Here is a 17,825-nt window from a genome sequence, read left to right as displayed (position 1 = left end):
ACATGTCAACAACACCGGTAGGATCGGTCCGTGGACGAACCGCGTTGGCTGGACGAGCAGGAGGACCGCGCGTGGCGCGGCTACCGCCGCATGCGCCGCCTGCTCGACCTGGAACTGGCCCGGGAACTGATGCAGGACGCCGGCCTCTCCGAGCCGGACTACGACGTCCTGAGCGACCTGTCCGAGACCCCGGAGCAGCGGCTGCGGCTCAGCGAGCTGGCCGACCGCATGCTCTGGTCCCGCAGCCGCCTGTCCCACCACATCTCCCGGATGCAGCAGCGGGGCCTGGTCACCCGGGAGGAGTGCGCCACCGACGGCCGCGGCTCGGTCGTCACGCTCACCCCGGCCGGGCGCCAGGCCGTCGAAGCCGCCGCGCCCGGGCACGTCGCCGCCGTACGCCGGCACCTGATCGACCTGCTCACCCCGGCGGAGCTGGCCGCGCTCGGCACGCTCAGCCACCGGGTGGTCGACCACCTCACCGGCCGCCCCACCGGCCGCCCGGAAGCGAAGGACTGAGGCGTGGACGACCGCATCCTCGCCCGGCTGCGCTGCCCGGTCTGCGCCGAACCGCTGACCGCCGCCACCGCCGGCACCACCCGCGCCCTGCGCTGCCCCCGCGGGCACAGCTTCGACACCGCCCGGCAGGGGTACGTCAACCTGCTCGCCGGCCGCTCCCCGCACACCGGGGACAGCGCCGAGATGGTCGCCGCCCGCGCCGACTTCCTCGCCGCCGGCCACTACGACGCCGTCGCCGCCGCGCTCGCGACCACAGCGGTACGCGTCGCGGGCGTCGACCCGTACCCCCTGGTGGTCGAGCCCGGCGCCGGGACCGGGCATTACCTCGCGGCGGTGCTGGCGGCGCTGCCGGAGGCCGCCGGCCTGGCCCTGGACGTCTCCAAGCCGGCGCTGCGCCGCGCGGCCCGCGCCCACCCGCGGGCCGCCGCCGCGCTCGCCGACACCTGGCAGCGCCTGCCGCTGGCCGACCGGTCGGTGGCCGTGCTGCTGAACGTGTTCGCGCCGCGCAACGGCCCGGAGTTCCACCGGGTGCTCGACCCCGGCGGCGCGTTGCTCGTCGTCACCCCGGCCGCCGACCACCTGGCCGAACTGGTCGAGGCGCTGGACCTGCTGCGGGTGGACCCGGCCAAAGCCGACCGGGTCGCGGGCAGCCTCGGCGCCCACTTCGCCGAGGAGTCCGCGACCGGGCACCGGGCCCGCCTCGCGCTGACCCGCGCCGAGGTCACCACGCTCGTCGGGATGGGACCGAGCGCCTGGCACGCCGAACCGGAACGGCTCGCCGCGCGCGTCGCCGCGCTGCCCGAGCCGGTCCCGGTCACGCTCTCGGTCCGGCTCGGCGTGCACCGCCCGCGCTGACCCGGCTCAGGTGGAGAGGTCGACCTCTTCCCAGCCCGGCGGCTCGTCGTGGTACGGCCCGCGCAGCACCACCGCCCACTCCAGCGCCCACCGGCGCTGACCGATCGCGTTGGCGTCCACCAGGCCCGGCAGCGCGCCGCCGGCCTTCTCCGTCTCCAGGTACGCCCAGTCCAGGCAGTAGTGCAGGTCGAGCAGCGCGGCGGCGTCCCCGGGGTGCTGCGGCGCGGCCAGGATCCGGGCCTGCCACTGGGCGAACGTCTCCCCCGCCACCAGGTTCGGCATCCGCTCGACCAGCCGCTCGTCCACCGGCACCGTCGGGTCCAGCTCCTTGGCCAGCCCGAGCACCCAGGCCAGCGAGAACAGCGCGTCGTGGTGCAGCACGAACGACCTGTGGTCACCCCGGCCGCCCATCACGAACTGCCACTCCGGCGGCGTCACCGAATCGACCAGGTGCGACTCCAGCAGCCAGCTCATCGCCGCCTGCGCGGGCATGCCGAAGCAGCGGGCCAGGATCACGTGCAGCACCGCGATCCGGGCCTCGACCTCCGGCGTCGGACGCAGCTCGATCTCGTCGCCCGGCTCCCAGACCAGCGGGAACTGCGGCGGGGGCAGCGGCAGGCCCAGCCGGGACAGCTCGTCCAGGCTCGCCTCCCGGACGGCCCGGGGGTCGGGGGCGGATACGCGCACGGTCAGTCCCTGTCTGTTCGGGTCCTCGCCGGTCGGTCCCCCCTGGCCTGGGAGGATAGCGACTCCGACCGGCCCGGCACCATGGCCCTCAGCCGATCCGCTCGATGACGAGCGGCGTCGCCTCCGGCGCGTCCGGCGCGATCCGCACCGCCTCGCGCGCCTCGGCCAGCGCGGCCGGGATCCGCTCGGCGTGCTCGGCGCGCAGCTCGAACAACGGGTCGCCGACACGTACCCGGTCACCCCGTCGCTTGTGCAGCACCACGCCGGACGGGATGCTCACCGGGTCCTCCTTGCGGGCCCGGCCCGCGCCGAGCCGCCAGGCGGCCACCCCGATCGCGTACGCGTCCAGCTCCGCGACCCAGCCGTCCTCGGCCGCGGTGACCACCTCGACCTCGTTCGCGGTGGGCATCGGCGCGTCCGGGTCGCCGCCCTGCGCCCGGATCATCGTCCGCCAGGCGTCCATCGCCCGGCCGTCGCGCAGCGCCGCCTCCGGGTCGGCGTCGGGCAGCCCGGCCGCGTGGAGCATCTCCCGGGCCAGCGCCAGCGTCAGCTCCACCACGTCGGCCGGGCCGCCACCGGCCAGCACCTCCACCGACTCGGTCACCTCGACCGCGTTGCCGACGGCCAGGCCGAGCGGCGTGGACATGTCGGTGAGCAGGGCGACGGTCCGTACGCCGTGCGCGCCGCCCAGCTCGACCATGGTGCGGGCCAGCTCGCGGGCGTCGTCGGCGTTCTTCATGAACGCGCCGGAGCCGACCTTCACGTCGAGCACCAGCGCGCCCGTGCCCTCGGCGATCTTCTTGCTCATGATCGAGCTGGCGATCAGCGGGATCGCCTCGACGGTGCCGGTGACGTCGCGCAGCGCGTACAGCTTGCGGTCGGCCGGGGCGAGCCCGTCGCCGGCCGCGCAGATCACCGCGCCCACGTCGCGGAGCTGCGCGATGAACTCGTCGTTCGTGAGCGCCGCCCGCCAGCCCGGGATCGACTCCAGCTTGTCCAGCGTGCCGCCGGTGTGGCCCAGGCCCCGGCCGGACAGTTGCGGGACGGCCGCGCCGCAGGCGGCGACCAGCGGGGTCAGCGGCAGGGTGATCTTGTCGCCGACACCGCCGGTGGAGTGCTTGTCCACTGTCGGGCGGGCCACCGGCGACAGGTCGAGCCGCTCGCCGCTGGCGATCATGGCGGCGGTCCACCGGGCGATCTCCGGCGCGGTCATGCCGCGCAGCAGGATCGCCATGGCCAGCGCGGACATCTGCTCGTCGGCGACCAGACCCTTCGTGTACGCGTCGACCACCCAGTCGATCTGCCCCTCGCTCAGCACACCCCCGTCCCGCTTGGCCCGAATGACGTCAACCGCCGTAAAAGCACTCACTTACAAGATCCAATCAGTAATCGCGCTTGGTCGCACCCACCAGCGAACGGTGACCGTCGAGGAATCGGGCCGAGGGTGACCGGCGGAGGGATCAAGCCTGACCGCCCGGAGCCGGGCACCCTCGGCCCGATTCCCCCAGCTCAACCCCAACGAACCGGAATCTCCGACGGAGGCTCACCCTCACCGGCCCAGAAGACAGTGCCCGAAGCATCCACCACCACCACGCGCGGCGTACGCGCCAACCCCCACTCGATCGCGCTCGCCGGGTCGTCCCAGGTCGAGCCCTCCTCCAGCACGCCGGTCTCGGCGTCCTCGGCGCCGCCGGAGGACCGCTCCCAGTACGCCGTCCAAACCTGCTGTCCGGCCGAGAGGTCGGGGTGCACGAACACGGTGCCCCGGCCCCGCCAGGCGGCCAGCCGGTCCGGCACCACCGGCACCGGGTGCTCGCCGGTCACCGCCTCGATGTCGGCCACGTCGAAGGCGTGCGGCAGCAGCTCGGCCATCCGCAGCGGCCCGCCCTTCGACTCGACCAGGCACTCCGGCCCGCCCTGCTCCCACAGCAACTGCCGGCACCTGCCGCACGGCATCAGCGGCTCGCCGGTGGCGTCGACGCAGGACAGCGCCACGATCCGGCCCCCGCCGGTCGCGTGCAGCTGCGACACCACGCCGCACTCGGCGCAGAGCGTCACACCGTATCCGGCGTTCTCCACGTTGCAGCCGACCACGACGCGGCCGTCGTCGACGAGCGCGGCGGCGCCCACCGGGAACTTCGAGTACGGCACGTAGGCGTGCCGCATGACCTCGGTGGCGGCGGCCCGCAGCCGCTCCCAGTCGATCTCCATCACGACTCCCATTCTGCCCAATTTGCGCCGATCGGTCGCGGCGCGGCCGGAGACGACGATGCCCGGCGGGTCGCCCCGCCGGGCACGGTGTCGCGGCGGGCGGTCAGCCCTTGATGTACGGCTTGCCGTCGGCGGCCGGCGCCCGGACCTTGCCGACCAGCCCGGCCACGGCCAGGATCGTCGCCAGGTACGGCAGCATCGCCAGGAACTGGCTCGGGATGCTGCTGCCGATAGCGCCCAGGTAGGTGGCGAGCTGGTCGGCGAAGCCGAAGAAGAGCGCCGCGAGCAGCGCGCCGGTCGGGCTCCACCGGCCGAAGATCAGCGCGGCCAGGGCGATGAAGCCCTTACCGCCGATCATGTTCTTGGTGAACGAGTAGAGCGCCAGCGTGTACGAGGCGCCGCCGACACCGGCCACCAGACCGGCCAGGATCACGTTGCGGTAGCGCAGCCGCAGCACCTTCACGCCCAGCGTGTCGGCGGCGGTCGGGTGCTCGCCGACCGAGCGGGTCCGCAGGCCCCACCGGGTACGGAACAGCGCCAGGTGGATGACCAGCACCAGCAGCAGGCCGAGGTAGAGGAAGATGTTGCCCCGGAACAGCGCCGGACCGATCAGCGGGATGTCGGACAGCAGCGGGATCTCCCAGTTGCCGAACCGGGGCGCGCTGTTGTACTTCGCCGCGTCGGTCTGCATCAGCCGCTCGTAGAGGAAGCCGGTGATGCCGACCGCGAGCAGGTTGAGCACGATGCCCATGACCACCTGGTCGACCAGGTAGCGGATGGAGAACACGGCCAGCAGGAACGAGATGAACGCGCCGCCGATGGCGGCGGCCACCAGGCCGACCCAGACGCTGCCGGACATGCTGCCGAACAGCGCGCCGGAGAACGCGCCCATCAGGAGCTGGCCCTCGATCGCCACGTTCACCACGCCGGAGCGCTCGCAGAGCACACCGGCGAGCGCGCCGAAGATCAGCGGCAGGGCCAGGATGAACGTGCCGCGCACGACGTTCACCAGCGGCATGAAGTTGCGGCCCTCGGGCGCGGCGGAGACCTGCCAGCACAGGAAGCTCAGCACGAAGGCGACCAGCCCGGCGCCGAGCAGCAGCGCGAACCAGCGCTTCGGCACACCGGCCAGCAGCGCGCCTCCGGCCGCGGCGGTGATCAGCCCGAACAGGATCGCGCCGACCGTACCGTTGATCTCCAGGGCGGCGCCGCCCTCGGTCTCGCTGAGCGTGAACCGGGCGTGCTGGTCGGTCGCGAGCGCGCCGAACAGCACCGCCGCGAGCACGCCGAGCGCCAGCAGGACCACGCCGATCTTCCGGTTACGGGTCCAGAAACCCTCGTCGACCGCGGTAACGGCGACCTCGGGGACAGCGGTGGTGGACATGCTCACCAGCCCTTCGCGAGGCTCGTCTGCAACCGGGCGGCGCGGGCCGCCCGGAGCTGGAAGATCGTCTTCACCAGGGCAGGCGCGGCGATGAAGATGACGATGAGCGCCTGGAGCACGGTGACCAGTTCCAGCGAGATGCCGGAGTACGACTGCATCCGGTTGCCACCGGCCTGGAGCGCGCCGAACAGCAGCGCGGCCAGCAGCACGCCCCACGGCTTCACGCGCCCGAGCAGCGCGACCAGGATGCCGTCGAAGCCGATCTGCGCGATCACCAGCGGGGTCAGCGCGGTAGCGGTGGTGCCGAGCACCATGGTCGAGCCGCCCAGCCCGGCCAGCATGCCCGCGAGCACCATCACCAGCACGTACGTCTTGGTCACGCTGATGCCGGCGGTGCGGGCCGCGTCCGGGTTCGCGCCCACCGCCCGCAGCTCGAAGCCGAGCGTGGAGCGGTTGAGCAGCCAGGCGATGAACCAGGTGGCCGCCACCGCGAGCAGGATGCCGGCGTGCACCCGCAGGTCGTCGCCGAGCAGGCGGGGCAGCTGCGCGGAGGACTCGACCGGCTTGCTGATCGCGTCCGCCCGGTTCGGGTTCTGCACCCCGTTCTGCACGATGATCCAGGACAGGAAGTAGACCGCCACGTAGTTGAGCATGATCGTGTTGATCACCTCGTGCGCGCCGGCCCGGGCCTTGAGGATGCCGGGGATGAAACCCCAGAGCGCGCCGCCGAGCGCGCCGGCGATCAGCGCCACCAGCAGGTGCACGACGGGCGGCAGCGGCAGCGCGAAGCCGGCCACGGCGGCCAGGATGACGGCGATCGTCGCCTGGCCCTGGGCGCCGATGTTGAACAGGCCGCCGCGGAAGGCCAGCGCCACCGACAGGCCGGTGAAGACGAGCGGCGCGGCGTAGGTGAGCGTCTCCGAGATCGGGCTCATGACGGCGGTGAAGCCGACCGCGTCCGGGTCGAAGATCGCGCCCTTGAACAGGTTCGCGTACGCCTCGCTGACCACAGTCCAGCTGGCGTTCAGCGCGTCCGTGGGGCGAGCCGTGATGTAGCTGTAGGTGGCCAGCACCTCCGGGTCGGACACGATGATCAGCACCGCGCCGACCACCATGGCCAGCAGCACCGCGAGCACCGTCACGGTGACCGTGTTTGCGGCCCAGAGGTTGTCCAGGAACATCCGGCCCATGCCGGGACGGGACTCCCCGGCCGGGTCCGGCCTCTTCGCGGTCGCGGTCGCGGGCACCGTCTGCTCGGTGTCACCGGCCGGCTGCGTCGGCGTCGCCCGGGCCTCGCTCAGCGACTCCTGCGCCTCGGTCGCCGGTTCCTTGTCCGGCGAGCCCGAGACGGGGTTCGGGTTGGTCATGCCTCGTCCTCGTTGCCAGGGCCGCCCTCGGTCGCGGTGGCGGCGTCCGGGGTGGCGGCGTCCGGGGTGATGCCGGCCATCAGCAGGCCGATCTCCTCGCGCGGGGTGTCCGGGCCGACGATGCCGATGATCCGGCCGCGGTACATGACCGCGATCCGGTCGGCCAGGCCGATCACCTCGTCCAGTTCGCTGGAGACCACCATCACCGCGGTGCCGATGTCCCGCTCGCGGATGACCCGGCTGTGGATGAACTCGATCGAGCCGACGTCCACGCCCCGGGTGGGCTGGGCCGCGATGAAGAGCTTCAGCGGCCGGGACAGCTCCCGGGCCACGATCACCTTCTGCTGGTTGCCGCCGGAGAGCGTGCCGACCGCGGCGTCGGCCGAGGAGGTACGGACGTCGAACTGCTCGATCCGCTCCCGGGCCGACTTCGCGATGGCCTCGGGCTTCAGCGACAGGCCCTTGCCGAAGGGCGGCCGGTCGTAGATGTCCAGCACCAGGTTCTCCGCCACGGAGAACTCCTTGACCAGGCCGTCCACGCTGCGGTCCTCCGGCACGTAGCCGACGCCGGCGTGGAGCACCTTCTTGGTCGACCAGCCGGACGTCGGCTCGCCGTCCAGGCTGATCGTGCCGGCGAGCACCGGGCGCAGGCCCATGATCGCCTCGATCAGCTCGGTCTGGCCGTTGCCCTGCACGCCCGCGACGCCGAGCACCTCACCGGCGTGCACGGTCAGGTCGACGCCGTCGACAGCGCGTACCTGCCGGTCGTCGTCCACGACCAGGCCGGAGACCTCCAGGACCGGCTTGCCGGGGGTGGCCGGCTTCTTGTCCACGGTCAGCCGGACGCTGCGGCCCACCATCAGCGCGGCCAGTTCGTCCCGGCTGGCGCTCGGCTCGGCGGTGCCGACCGTCTTCCCGCGCCGGATCACCGTGATCCGGTCGGCGATGGCCTTCACCTCGCCAAGCTTGTGGGTGATGAACACGATCGACTTGCCGGCGGCCTTGAGCGACCGCATGACCGTGAGCAGTTCCTCGGTCTCCTGCGGGGTGAGCACGGCGGTCGGCTCGTCGAGGATCAGCAGGTCGACGTCGCGGGTGAGGGCCTTGACGATCTCCACCCGCTGCTGGATGCCGACCGGCAGGTCCTCGATCACCGCGTCCGGGTCGACCCGCAGGTTGTACCGCTCGGACACCTCGGCGACCTCGCGGCGGGCCCGTCGCCGGTCGAGGATGCCGGCGAACGGCCCCCGGACCTGCTCGGCGCCGAGCATCACGTTCTCCGCCACGGTGAAGACCGGCACCAGCATGAAGTGCTGGTGCACCATGCCGATCCCGGCGGCGATCGCGTCCGACGGGCCCTTCAGCTTCAGCGGCTTGCCGTCGACCAGGATCTCGCCCTCGTCCGGCTGGTAGAGGCCGTAGAGCACGTTCATCAGGGTCGACTTGCCGGCGCCGTTCTCGCCGAGCAGGGCGTGGATCTCTCCAGGCTCCACCGTCAGGTCGATGTGGTCGTTGGCGACCAGATCACCGAACCGTTTGGTGATGCCGCGCAGTTCGAGTCTCAGCGCAACCTCCTGGAGTGCGAGCGATGGTGCAGCGTAGCGACCTGCCGCGCCGCCACCACGCCGGGTGGGGATGTCGGGGGGAGTCAAGCTGATCGGCCGCCCCGGCGCTCGGGGTACCTTCCCCGTTGCGCCGGGACGGCCGGATCGTCAAACCTGGTGGCCGCCGGCCCCCGCTGCCGATGATCGCACCGCGGCGGCCGGCGGGACCGTCACTTGGTCGGCTGGGCCTTCGAGGTGACGGTGATGGTGCCGGCGGCGATGTCCGCCTTGATCTTGTCGACCTCGGCCTTCAGGTCCGCCGGGACCTTGCTGTCGAAGTCGTGGTACGGGGCGATCGAGACGCCGTTGTTGGCGAGCGTGCCCACGAAGCCCGGCGTGGCCTGGAGCTTCTCGCCACTGGCGGCCTTCAGCGCGGCCTCCTTGACGGCGTCCGGGATGTTCTTGACGACGGTGGTCAGGATCGCCGAGCAGTCCGGGGTGCTCTCGCAGCCGTCGATGTCCACCCAGACGACCGAGTACTTGCCGCCCGAGGCCTTGGCCGCGGAGGTGGTGCCGAGACCGGCGCCACCGGCGACCGGCATCACGATGTCGGCGCCCTGCGCGACGAGCGCGTCGGAGACCTTCTTGCCCTCGTCCTGCTTCTCGAACGAGTTGGCGAAGGAGCCCTTCTGGGTGGCCTTGTCCCAGCCCAGCACCTGGACGTTCTTGCTCTTGGCCTTGTTGAAGTACGCCACGCCGTCGGCGAAGCCGTCCATGAAGATGGTGACCGGCGGGATCGGCAGGCCGCCGTAGGTGCCGACCTTGCCGGACTTGCTCATCCCGGCGGCCAGGTAGCCGGCCTGGAACCCGGCCTGCGCGGTGTCGAACTGCATCGGGTAGACGTTCGACACACCCGGGTTGGCGTCGACGATCGCGAACTGCTGGTTCGGGTTCTTCTCAGCCGCCGCCTTGGTGGCGTCCGACATCAGGCCACCGACGGCCAGGATGAAGTCGCACTTCTGGTTGACGAACCCGGTCAGGTTGACCTCGTAGTCCGCCTCGGCCTTCGACTGGACGTACTTGATGTCGATCTTGTCGTTCTCCTTCTTCGCCTCCTGCAGGCCCTTCCAGGCCGAGGCGTTGAAGGACTTGTCGTCGACGCCGCCGACGTCGGTCACCATGCAGGCGCTGAACTTCTTGCCGCCGTCGCCGCCGGCGTTGTTGTCGTCGTCCGGAGCCTCACCACACGCGGCAGCGCCCAGCACGAGTCCACCCGCCGCAATGACGGAGGCAATCCGCATCCCACGCACAGAGCGCAAGACGTCTCCTTCCCCTTGCACACCGCGTTGTGCGCGGTGCGCAGCCCTTGCGCCGGCCTGCGATGTGCGGCCGGCGTCCCACGTTACGGACGGGAGCGTACGCCCGCGCCCACCCACCGGCCGACAATCGTGCACGACTGTTGAGCGTCCGTTACCCCGGTGTAACCCTTGGGTGGGGCAGGTCACTTATCCGGCCGGTGGGCGTGCGCGATGGTGTCGCGAACGTCCGTTTCCCGCAGCTTCCCCGACTGGCGGCGAACTAACGCCAGAACACCGCGACGGCAGCGTTGACCAGCGTCAACCCGACGATCGCGAGGAAGTGGCCGCGGTTGACGGTCTCCCGCTTACGGGAGAAGAAGACCATGACGAAGATGAGCAGCGCGAGCACCAACTTGGTAACAAGTTTCGCCGGGGCCGGCTCGTCCCCGTCCCGCAGCGGGGCGGACAGCCCGATGCCGGTGAGGATCTGGATGATCGCGCCCCAGAGCATGGCCGCGTTGATGCGCAGCTTGCCGGAGACGTACTGGGCGATCGCGCCGCCGAGCAGCAGCGCGAAACCGATCAGATGGACGTAGAGAAGAATCAGTCGAAGAGCTTCCACGCGGCCCATCCTCCCCCATCAACGACGCTTTGTAGTAATGACCCGGCCGACCTGCCGTCATACCGTGACCCCTCCCCCGCGATCTTGCAGTTACCGCCCCGGCATACGGTGCGAAAGCCGCACGGCACGGGCCGAAACCGCAAGATCGACGGGGCGGGGCGTGGGGTCAGCGGAGGCGCCAGACCTGGAACGTGGGGCCCTCGGCGGGGAGGGTCACCGTGCCGTCGGCGTCGGGGTGGAGAGCTGGGGCGTTGCCGTAGACGTTGTCTGCGGCGCCCACGCCGGCCAGGTGGACCGGGGTGCCGGGGGCACGTCTCGCCAGCACCAGCACCGTCGACGTGGGCGCCTCGCGCAGGAAGACGAGCGTGTCCGCGTCCGCGTACACCCAGCGCAGGCCGCCGTGCCGCAGCGCCGGCTCGTCGCGGCGCAGCGTCAGCAACGACCGGTACGCCTCGAACGTGCGCCGGTCCCAGCTCTGGCGCCGGTGCCACGGCATCGGGGTACGCGAGCCCTCCCCGTTGGTGCCGGTCAGGCCCAGCTCGTCCCCGGCGAAGACCACGGGCGTGCCGGGCATGGTGGCGAGCAGTCCGGCCGCCACCTCCTGCCGGGCCGCGTCGCCGACCACGGTGCGGATCCGGGCCGAGTCGTGCGAGCCGAGCAGCTGCCACGAGTGCGTGTACGAGCGCCACGACACCAACGACCGGTACGTGTTCATGGTGGCGAGCACCGCGCCCGCGTCGCGCCGCCGTACCCCGCCCGGGGTGCCGAGGAAGTTCGGCACCGGGTCGTCGCCGTGGCGCAGCCAGGACCAGACCGGGTCGGTGAAGCCGACGTAGTTCATCGTCCCGTGCCAGCCGTCGCGGTCCAGGTCACCGGTGTGGTCGTGGCCGTGCTCGGCGAGCAGCAGCCCGTCCGGCCGGGTTTCGGCCACCACCTCGCGCAGCAGCCGCGCCACCTCGTGGGTGTACGCGTCAGCGCCCCGCCGCCCGGTCATGTTCGCCACGTCGACCCGCCAGCCGTCCAGCCCGTACGGCGGGCGCAGCCAGCGGCGCAGCAGCGAGTCCTCGGCGGTGGCGAACCGGCGGCGCAGTTCGGCGCTGCCCCAGTTCAGCTTCGGCAGCGACTTCACCCCGTTCCACGACTCGTAGTCCGAGCCGGGCAGGTCGAAGTAGTACAGCTCGCGTTCCGGCGCGTTGACGTCGGAGACGGCGGCGGTGAACCAGTCGTGGGCGTCGCCGGTGTGGTTGCTGGTGATGTCGCCGAGCAGCCGCCAGCCCCGGGCGTGCACCGCGTCGGCGAGCCGGGCCAGCGCCGCGTCGCCGCCGAGCAGCGGGTCGACGGTGTCGAAGCTCGACGCGTCGTACCTGTGGTTGGAGCGCGCCGGGAACACCGGCGTCAGGTAGACGGTGTTGACGCCGAGCCGGTCCAGGTGGTCCAGGTGTTCGGTGACGCCGTCGAGGTCACCGCCGTAGAACTGGCGGGGCGTCTCCGGGCCGCGGCCGACGACCGGGGTGTCCCAGTCACACGGGATGGCCCAGTCCGGCACGGTCCGGCCGTCGGCGGCGGCCGAGCGGGCGAACCGGTCCGGGAAGATCTGGTAGATCACCGCGTCCCGGGCCCAGGCCGGCGGCGGGGCGTAGCTGACCAGCTTGAAGTCGCCGTTGTCCGGCACGTCGTGCCCGGCCAGGCCGGCGGCGTTGAGCCAGCGGGCGCCGCGTTCGCCGTCGAGCAGGAAGCGGTAGTTGCTGACCGGGTTGCGGACCTCGACGTCGGCCCGCCACCACACGTCGCCGTCGTCGGTGCGGTCGACCCGCGCCTCGGCGAAGCGCGGCTCGCCGTCGCCGGTGGTGCGCACGTGCACCTGGGAGACGCCGGATCCGGCCGGCACCCGGACGAAGACGGGGACGGTCTGCCCGAGCGCGGGCTCCTGCTCCGGGACGTAGGTGGCGGAGCCGTCGTGGTGCGGCTGAAGGGACATGGTGCTGCCTTTCGCGTCGTACCGACAGGGAGAGGGGCGGGCACCCGCCGCGGTCGGTTTCACCCGACCGCGGCGGTCCGCTCGAGAACCGCTCCGGTGTACGCCGACACGACGCCCTTGCCGCAGCGTGAGCCGAGGAGGCTCAGCCCTTTACCGCTCCGGAGGTGAGTCCGGAGACGATGTAGCGCTGGAGCAGTTGGAACACCAGCACCGTCGGGATCGCGGTGAGCAGGGTGCCCGCCGCGAACATCCCGAAGTTGTTGTTGCGCTCGCCGGCCACCAGGCCGTACATGCCGACCGCGAGCGTCTTCGCCTCGGGTTCGGTGAGGAACACGTTGGCGATGATGAACTCGTTGATCGATCCGATGAAGGCGAGCAGGCCGGTCACCGCGAGGATCGGCGCCACCAGCGGCAGCATGATCCGGAAGAAGACCTGCACGTGCGACGCGCCGTCCATGGTCGCCGACTCGTCCAGCTCCTTCGGCAGCGTGTCGAAGAAGCCCTTCATCAGCCAGGTGTTCGCGCCGAGCGCGCCACCCATGTAGAGCAGGAACAGGCCCCACGGGGTGTTGAACCCGATCGCCGGGTAGAGGTCGGTGAGCGTGGTGAAGATCAGGAAGATCGCCACGATCGCCAGGAACTGCGGGAACATCTGGATCAGCAGCAGCGCGAGCAGGCCGACCCGGCGCCCGGCGAAGCGCATCCGGGAGAACGCGTACGCCGCGAGCGACGACAGGAAGATCGACGCGAAGCTGGCCACGCCCGCCAGCAGCAGCGAGTTGAGGAACCAGTGGCCGAACGCGGTCCGGTCGAACAGGTTCGTGAAGTTCTCCAGCGACGCGCCGGTCGGCAGCAGCTCGGTGGAGGAGAGCGTGCCGAGCGGGTTGAGCGCCGCCGAGATCACGAACAGGATCGGGAAGAGGCTGAACGCCACCGCCAGCACGCCCACCACGTGCCGCCAGCCGACCTGCGCGAACCAGCGTCCACGCGAGCGGCGGGCCGGCGTGCGGGTGGCCGTGGGCTTCCGCGCGATTGTGGTCACGAGTACACCTCCTCCTGCTTACGGGTCCGCCGGAAGCTGATCGCCGACACCGTCGCCACGATCGCGAAGATGAAGATCGAGACGGTGGCGGCCAGGCCGAACTCGGCGCCCTGCGCGCCGAACGCGAGCCGGTACGTGTAGGTGATCAGCAGGTCGGTGGCGCCGTTCGTCGGGTTGTCCGGCGCGAACGGGCCGCCCTCGGTGGTGAACAGGATCGCGTTGACGTTGTTGAAGTTGTACGCGAACGACGCGATCAGCAGCGGCGAGAGCGCCACCAGCAGCAGCGGCAGGGTGACCGACCGGAACGACTGCCAGGGCGACGCGCCGTCGACCGAGGTCGCCTCGGTCAGCTCCCGCGGAATGGCCTGCAACGCGCCGGTGGCCACCAGGAACATGTACGGGTAGCCGAGCCAGAGCTGCACCAGCAGCACCGCGATCCGGGCCGACCAGTTGCCGCCGAACCAGTCGACGTCCAGCCCGAACAGGTTGTTGAGCAGGCCGAAGTCGGTGTTGAACATGTCCCGCCAGATCAGCAGCATCGCGAACGACGGCATGGCGTACGGCAGGATCAGCAGCACCCGGTAGAAGTTGGTACCCCGCATCCGGGGTGAGTGCAGCGCGAGCGCGATGGCCATGCCGAGCAGGAACGTCAGGCCGGTGGAGCCGATCGCGAACGCGAAGTTCCAGGCCAGCGTGCCGAAGAACGGGCCGGAGATGTTCGGGTCGGTGAGGACGGTGCTGAAGTTCTTCAGCCCGACGTCGACCTTCCAGCCCTGGGCGAGACGCTCGCCGTCGGCGGCGACGAAGGAGCCGGACTCCTCGTCGGCGGTCCACGTCTTGCCCGTCTCGCTGTCCTTGACGCAGTCGCAGCCGGCGTCGTACGCCCGGATCGCCTTGCCCTCGTAGGCCCGGGTGAGGCCGTTGGAGCGGATGGCGCCCTCGTCGGTGGGCACGATGAGCGCGGTGACGGCGTCGCTGCGGCTGCTGGCCTGCCCGATGTTCAGCAGGGTGTAGCCGTCCGCGGCGGTGATCTTGCCGCTGAGGCTGCTCACCTCGACGTCGGCGGCGTCCAGCTTGCGCAGCCCGTCCGCGTCGCCGGCGAAGACGTCCTTGGTCTTCGGGTCGCTGAGCAGGAAGACCAGGGGGCCGCTCGCCGGGTCGCCCTTCGTGGCGATGGTGAGGTTGTACTCGGTCGAGCCGGGGACCTGCTTCACCGAGGAGGTCTGCACGGCGACGATCGCGTCGTCCTTGCTGCCGCGGTGGCCGTCGCCGAAGTTCGTGAACGCGGTGCTCGCGGTGTAGAGCACCGGGAAGACCTGGAAGGCGATCAGGAAGAGCGTGCCGGGGACCAGGTACTTGGCCGGAATGTGCCGGCGGCTCAGGTAGAGGTAGAACAGGCCGGCGGTGGTGGCCACCAGGATGCCCAGCCCGATCCAGTGTTCGGCCTCGATGAGCGGGAAGGCCGCCCAGATCGCGATCCCGGCCACCAGGCCGAGCAGGACCACCTTGACGACGAGGCCGGTCGCGGTGATCGGCGCGTGTTGCCGCGCGGTACGGGACGTGCGCGGGAGCCCGGGGCGTGCGGGCTCCCGGCCCGGGGCCTGCGGTGCAGACCCCGGGCCGGACAGCGGCGCGCTCATTACTTGATCTGACCCTGGATGGTCTTGCCGGCGGCCGTGATCGTCTTGGCCGGGTCGGCGCCGCCGATGATGGCGGCCTCCGCCTTGCCGAACGGGTCCCAGATCGCGGCCATGGCCGGGATCGCCGGGAGCACCTGGCCGTTCTTGCCGGCCTCGGAGAACTTGGCCAGGTCCGGGTCCTCGCCCTTGACCTGGTCGAAGGCGGCGGTCAGCGCCGGCGGGCGCGGCTCGGCCTTGTACAGCGCGACGGCCAGCTCGGGCTTGGTCACGTAGTTGGTGACGAACTCCTGGGCCAGGGCCTTGTTCTTGCCCTTGGCGGCCACGTAGAACGCCTGGACGCCGACGAACGGCTGGGCCTCCTGGCCACCGGCGAAGCCGGGGACCGGGGAGATGTCGTAGGAGATGTTGGCCTTCTTGGCGTCGGCCACTGCCCACGGGCCGGAGACCAGGAACGCGCACTTCTTGCCGGTGAAGGTGGCGATGGAGTTCTCGCCGGTGATGGAGCGCTTCAGCGCACCCTCGCCCTTCTCACCCAGCTTGGCGATCTTCTGGAAGGCAGCGATCGACTCCGGCTTGCCCACGCCCAGGTCCTTCGGGTCGTAGTCGCCGTTCGCCGTGGTGCCGAACAGGTAGCCGCCGCCGGAGGTGTAGAGCGGGTAGATGTGGTAGGCGTCGCCGTTCTGGCCGGACTGCAGGCACAGGATCTCGCTGGCCTTCTTCTCGGCCTTGAGCTTCTTGCCGGTGGCGACCAGGTCCTCGATCGTCTTCGGCGCCTCGGGGGCCAGCTCGGTGTTGCGGATCAGCGCGACGTTCTCGGTGGCGTAGGGCACGCCGTAGAGCTGGCCGTTGAACGTGACGGCCTTGATCGCGGTCTCGTTGAAGCCGCTCTTCTGCTCGGCCGGGAGCTGCACCGGGTCGATGGCGCCGTTCTGGACCAGGTTGCCGATCCAGTCGTGCGCGCCGACCACGACGTCCGGGCCGCTGCCCTGCTGCGAGGCGGTGACGAAGTTGGTCTGCAGGTCCTTGGAGACGGCCTGGACCTCGACGGTCACGCCGTTCTCCTTGCCGAACTCCTCGGCGAACGGCTTGAGGGCGGCCGTGCGCTTGTCGTCGGCCCAGATGACCAGCTTGCCGCCGGCCGCCTTGGCGGACTCGCCGGCGGCCGGCTTGTCGTCGCTGCCGCTGTCACCACAGCCGGAGGCGGCGAGCGCCAGGCCGAGGACGGCGACCACACCCGCGGTACGGATGCGCATCGGTACTCCTGTCGTCATGGCGGCCCGCCGGGGGAAGGGCGGCCCGCCAGTGGAAACCTCTGAAATTTCTTGCTGACCGGCACAGGGGTGCTGCGCCGCTGCTCTCGCATGTTGCGGGGACGTTAGCAAGAGGTTGCAGAGAATGGAAGGGCTTGCAGAAGTGTACGCAAGACTTTGCCGTTGGGCTAAAGTGCCGCACATGCGCGCTCGACTGTCCGACATCGCCCAACAGGCCGAAGTCAGCGAGGCCACGGTGTCGCGGGTGCTCAACGACCGCCCCGGCGTGGCCCCCGAGACCCGGCAGGCCGTCCTCACCGCCCTCGATGTGCTCGGGTACGAACGTCCGGCCCGGTTGCGCAAGCGCAGCGCCGGGCTGGTCGGCCTGGTCGTGCCGGAGCTGGACAATCCGATCTTCCCGGCGTTCGCCCAGATCATCGAGTCCGCGCTCGCCCCCACCGGCTACACACCGGTGCTCTGCACGCAGACCCCGGGCGGCGTCCGCGAGGACGAGTACGTGGAGATGCTGCTGGACCGGCAGGTCTCCGGCATCGTCTTCGTCTCCGGCCTGCACGCCGACACCGCCGCGGACCACGACCGCTACCGCACGCTGCTGGCCCGGCCGCTGCCGATCGTCATGATCAACGGGTACGCGCCGGGCATCCCCGCGCCGTTCGTCTCCTGCGACGACCGGGAGTCCGCCGAACTGGCGGTCGCCCACCTGGTCGCGCTCGGGCACCGCCGGATCGGCCTGATCACCGGCCCGGACCGGTTCGTGCCGGTGCAGCGCAAGGTCGCCGGCTACAAGGCCGCGATGGGGCGCCTCACCGACATCACCTCCGACGAGCTGACCGAGCTGACCGAGCTGTCGCTGTTCGGCGTCGAGGGCGGCGAGGCCGCCGCCGGCCGGCTCATCGAACGCGGCGTGACCGGACTGGTCTGCGGCTCGGATCTGATGGCGCTCGGCGCGATCCGGGCCGCCCGCCAGCGCGGGCTGTCGGTGCCCGACGACGTCTCCGTGGTCGGGTACGACGACTCCCCGCTGATGGCGTTCACCGACCCGCCGCTGACCACAGTGCGCCAGCCGGTGGCCGCCATGGCGGTGGCGGCGGTGCGGGCCCTGGTCGACGAGATCAACGGCCACCCCTCCCCGAACTCCGAGTACCTGTTCCGGCCCGAGCTGGTGGTACGCGGCTCGACCGCGGTGACCCGCCCCGCCGACCCCCCGAAGCGCCAGCGCCCCGCCAGCCCGTCCTCCCCTTCCCTCCCCATCCCCGCCTGACGCCCCGCACTCCCCTCCCCCTTCCCTCCAGCCCCGGCTCAGGGCGCGGCGATCATGAAGTTGGCGGGGACAAAGCGGGCAGAGACTGCCGTCAACCTCATGATCGACCGGATCGGCGGTAGTGGGGGTGGGTGGGCGTCCCGGGATTC

15 protein-coding genes are annotated in these 17,825 nt (G+C 71.2%); 3 read left to right on the top strand and 12 right to left on the bottom strand.

Annotated elements, in window-relative coordinates; genetic code table 11:
• The first annotated feature begins 30 nt into the window (after window positions 1-30).
• Both A4R25_RS19150 and A4R25_RS19145 read left to right on the top strand, forming a co-directional pair.
• Entirely contained in the window at window positions 31-516 is a 486-nt protein-coding gene (locus A4R25_RS19150; RefSeq protein WP_043326762.1) for a MarR family winged helix-turn-helix transcriptional regulator, read from the top strand.
• Between the two features lie 3 nt (window positions 517-519).
• On the top strand, window positions 520-1,371 hold the full coding sequence (locus A4R25_RS19145) for a putative RNA methyltransferase (RefSeq protein ID WP_064447620.1): 852 nt from the start codon (window positions 520-522) through the stop codon (window positions 1,369-1,371).
• Window positions 1,372-1,377: 6 nt separating this feature from the next.
• On the opposite strand, the gene A4R25_RS19140 is transcribed toward A4R25_RS19145, so the two are convergent.
• The 12 genes from A4R25_RS19140 to A4R25_RS19085 form a co-directional block, all read right to left on the bottom strand.
• Window positions 1,378-2,058 (bottom strand): DUF4272 domain-containing protein, encoded by a 681-nt coding sequence (locus A4R25_RS19140; protein WP_043326765.1) that lies wholly within the window; start codon window positions 2,056-2,058, stop codon window positions 1,378-1,380.
• An 88-nt stretch (window positions 2,059-2,146) separates the two neighbouring features.
• Window positions 2,147-3,427, bottom strand: a complete 1,281-nt coding sequence (locus A4R25_RS19135; RefSeq protein ID WP_043326767.1) for a thymidine phosphorylase — start codon at window positions 3,425-3,427, stop codon at window positions 2,147-2,149.
• Window positions 3,428-3,567: 140 nt separating this feature from the next.
• Window positions 3,568-4,269 carry a cytidine deaminase gene (locus A4R25_RS19130; RefSeq protein WP_043330652.1) on the bottom strand — a complete coding sequence of 234 codons (702 nt, stop codon included), beginning with the start codon at window positions 4,267-4,269 and terminating at the stop codon, window positions 3,568-3,570.
• Between the two features lie 103 nt (window positions 4,270-4,372).
• On the bottom strand, window positions 4,373-5,653 hold the full coding sequence (locus A4R25_RS19125; protein ID WP_043326769.1) for an ABC transporter permease: 1,281 nt from the start codon (window positions 5,651-5,653) through the stop codon (window positions 4,373-4,375).
• 2 nt (window positions 5,654-5,655) lie between these two features.
• The gene (locus A4R25_RS19120; protein ID WP_373888011.1) at window positions 5,656-6,843 is read right to left on the bottom strand and encodes an ABC transporter permease; all 1,188 of its coding nucleotides are present in this window, start codon (window positions 6,841-6,843) and stop codon (window positions 5,656-5,658) included.
• Between the two features lie 173 nt (window positions 6,844-7,016).
• A complete protein-coding gene (locus A4R25_RS19115; RefSeq protein WP_064447618.1) occupies window positions 7,017-8,672 on the bottom strand; it encodes an ABC transporter ATP-binding protein in 1,656 nt (551 codons plus the stop codon).
• Window positions 8,673-8,794: 122 nt separating this feature from the next.
• On the bottom strand, window positions 8,795-9,865 hold the full coding sequence (locus A4R25_RS19110; RefSeq protein WP_043326775.1) for a BMP family protein: 1,071 nt from the start codon (window positions 9,863-9,865) through the stop codon (window positions 8,795-8,797).
• Window positions 9,866-10,142: 277 nt separating this feature from the next.
• Complete coding sequence (locus A4R25_RS19105) at window positions 10,143-10,484, bottom strand: hypothetical protein (RefSeq protein WP_043330653.1); 342 nt, start codon at window positions 10,482-10,484, stop codon at window positions 10,143-10,145.
• A gap of 166 nt (window positions 10,485-10,650) precedes the next feature.
• Window positions 10,651-12,462 carry a glycoside hydrolase family 13 protein gene (locus tag A4R25_RS19100; RefSeq protein ID WP_064447617.1) on the bottom strand — a complete coding sequence of 604 codons (1,812 nt, stop codon included), beginning with the start codon at window positions 12,460-12,462 and terminating at the stop codon, window positions 10,651-10,653.
• 142 nt (window positions 12,463-12,604) lie between these two features.
• Window positions 12,605-13,504: a sugar ABC transporter permease gene (locus A4R25_RS19095; protein ID WP_043326779.1), complete on the bottom strand. Its 900-nt coding sequence runs from the start codon at window positions 13,502-13,504 to the stop codon at window positions 12,605-12,607.
• The gene (locus A4R25_RS19090; RefSeq protein ID WP_043326781.1) at window positions 13,501-15,144 is read right to left on the bottom strand and encodes an ABC transporter permease subunit; all 1,644 of its coding nucleotides are present in this window, start codon (window positions 15,142-15,144) and stop codon (window positions 13,501-13,503) included. The genes A4R25_RS19095 and A4R25_RS19090 overlap by 4 nt, the downstream gene beginning before the upstream one ends.
• On the bottom strand, window positions 15,144-16,397 hold the full coding sequence (locus A4R25_RS19085) for a maltose ABC transporter substrate-binding protein (protein ID WP_064447616.1): 1,254 nt from the start codon (window positions 16,395-16,397) through the stop codon (window positions 15,144-15,146). The genes A4R25_RS19090 and A4R25_RS19085 overlap by 1 nt, the downstream gene beginning before the upstream one ends.
• A gap of 199 nt (window positions 16,398-16,596) precedes the next feature.
• Between A4R25_RS19085 and A4R25_RS19080 the strand changes: the two genes are divergently transcribed.
• On the top strand, window positions 16,597-17,676 hold the full coding sequence (locus A4R25_RS19080; protein WP_043326785.1) for a LacI family DNA-binding transcriptional regulator: 1,080 nt from the start codon (window positions 16,597-16,599) through the stop codon (window positions 17,674-17,676).
• Window positions 17,677-17,825: the final 149 nt, after the last annotated feature.

Source organism: Micromonospora sp. NBRC 110037, from assembly GCF_001652995.1.
Lineage (GTDB): Bacteria > Actinomycetota > Actinomycetes > Mycobacteriales > Micromonosporaceae > Micromonospora > Micromonospora chalcea.
Note: the sequence above shows the minus strand (reverse complement) of the source record. Positions and strands in the feature narration are given on the sequence as shown.

Excerpts from the sequence above, each read along its gene's own strand:
- A4R25_RS19110 (WP_043326775.1), bottom strand. The coding sequence starts at position 9,865 with ATGCGGATTGCCTCCGTCATTGCGGCGGGTGGACTCGTGCTGGGCGCT.
- A4R25_RS19090 (WP_043326781.1), bottom strand. The coding sequence starts at position 15,144 with ATGAGCGCGCCGCTGTCCGGCCCGGGGTCTGCACCGCAGGCCCCGGGC.
- A4R25_RS19125 (WP_043326769.1), bottom strand. The coding sequence starts at position 5,653 with ATGTCCACCACCGCTGTCCCCGAGGTCGCCGTTACCGCGGTCGACGAG.
- A4R25_RS19085 (WP_064447616.1), bottom strand. The coding sequence starts at position 16,397 with ATGCGCATCCGTACCGCGGGTGTGGTCGCCGTCCTCGGCCTGGCGCTC.
- A4R25_RS19120 (WP_373888011.1), bottom strand. The coding sequence starts at position 6,843 with ATGGGCCGGATGTTCCTGGACAACCTCTGGGCCGCAAACACGGTCACC.
- A4R25_RS19100 (WP_064447617.1), bottom strand. The coding sequence starts at position 12,462 with ATGTCCCTTCAGCCGCACCACGACGGCTCCGCCACCTACGTCCCGGAG.
- A4R25_RS19080 (WP_043326785.1), top strand. The coding sequence starts at position 16,597 with ATGCGCGCTCGACTGTCCGACATCGCCCAACAGGCCGAAGTCAGCGAG.
- A4R25_RS19130 (WP_043330652.1), bottom strand. The coding sequence starts at position 4,269 with ATGGAGATCGACTGGGAGCGGCTGCGGGCCGCCGCCACCGAGGTCATG.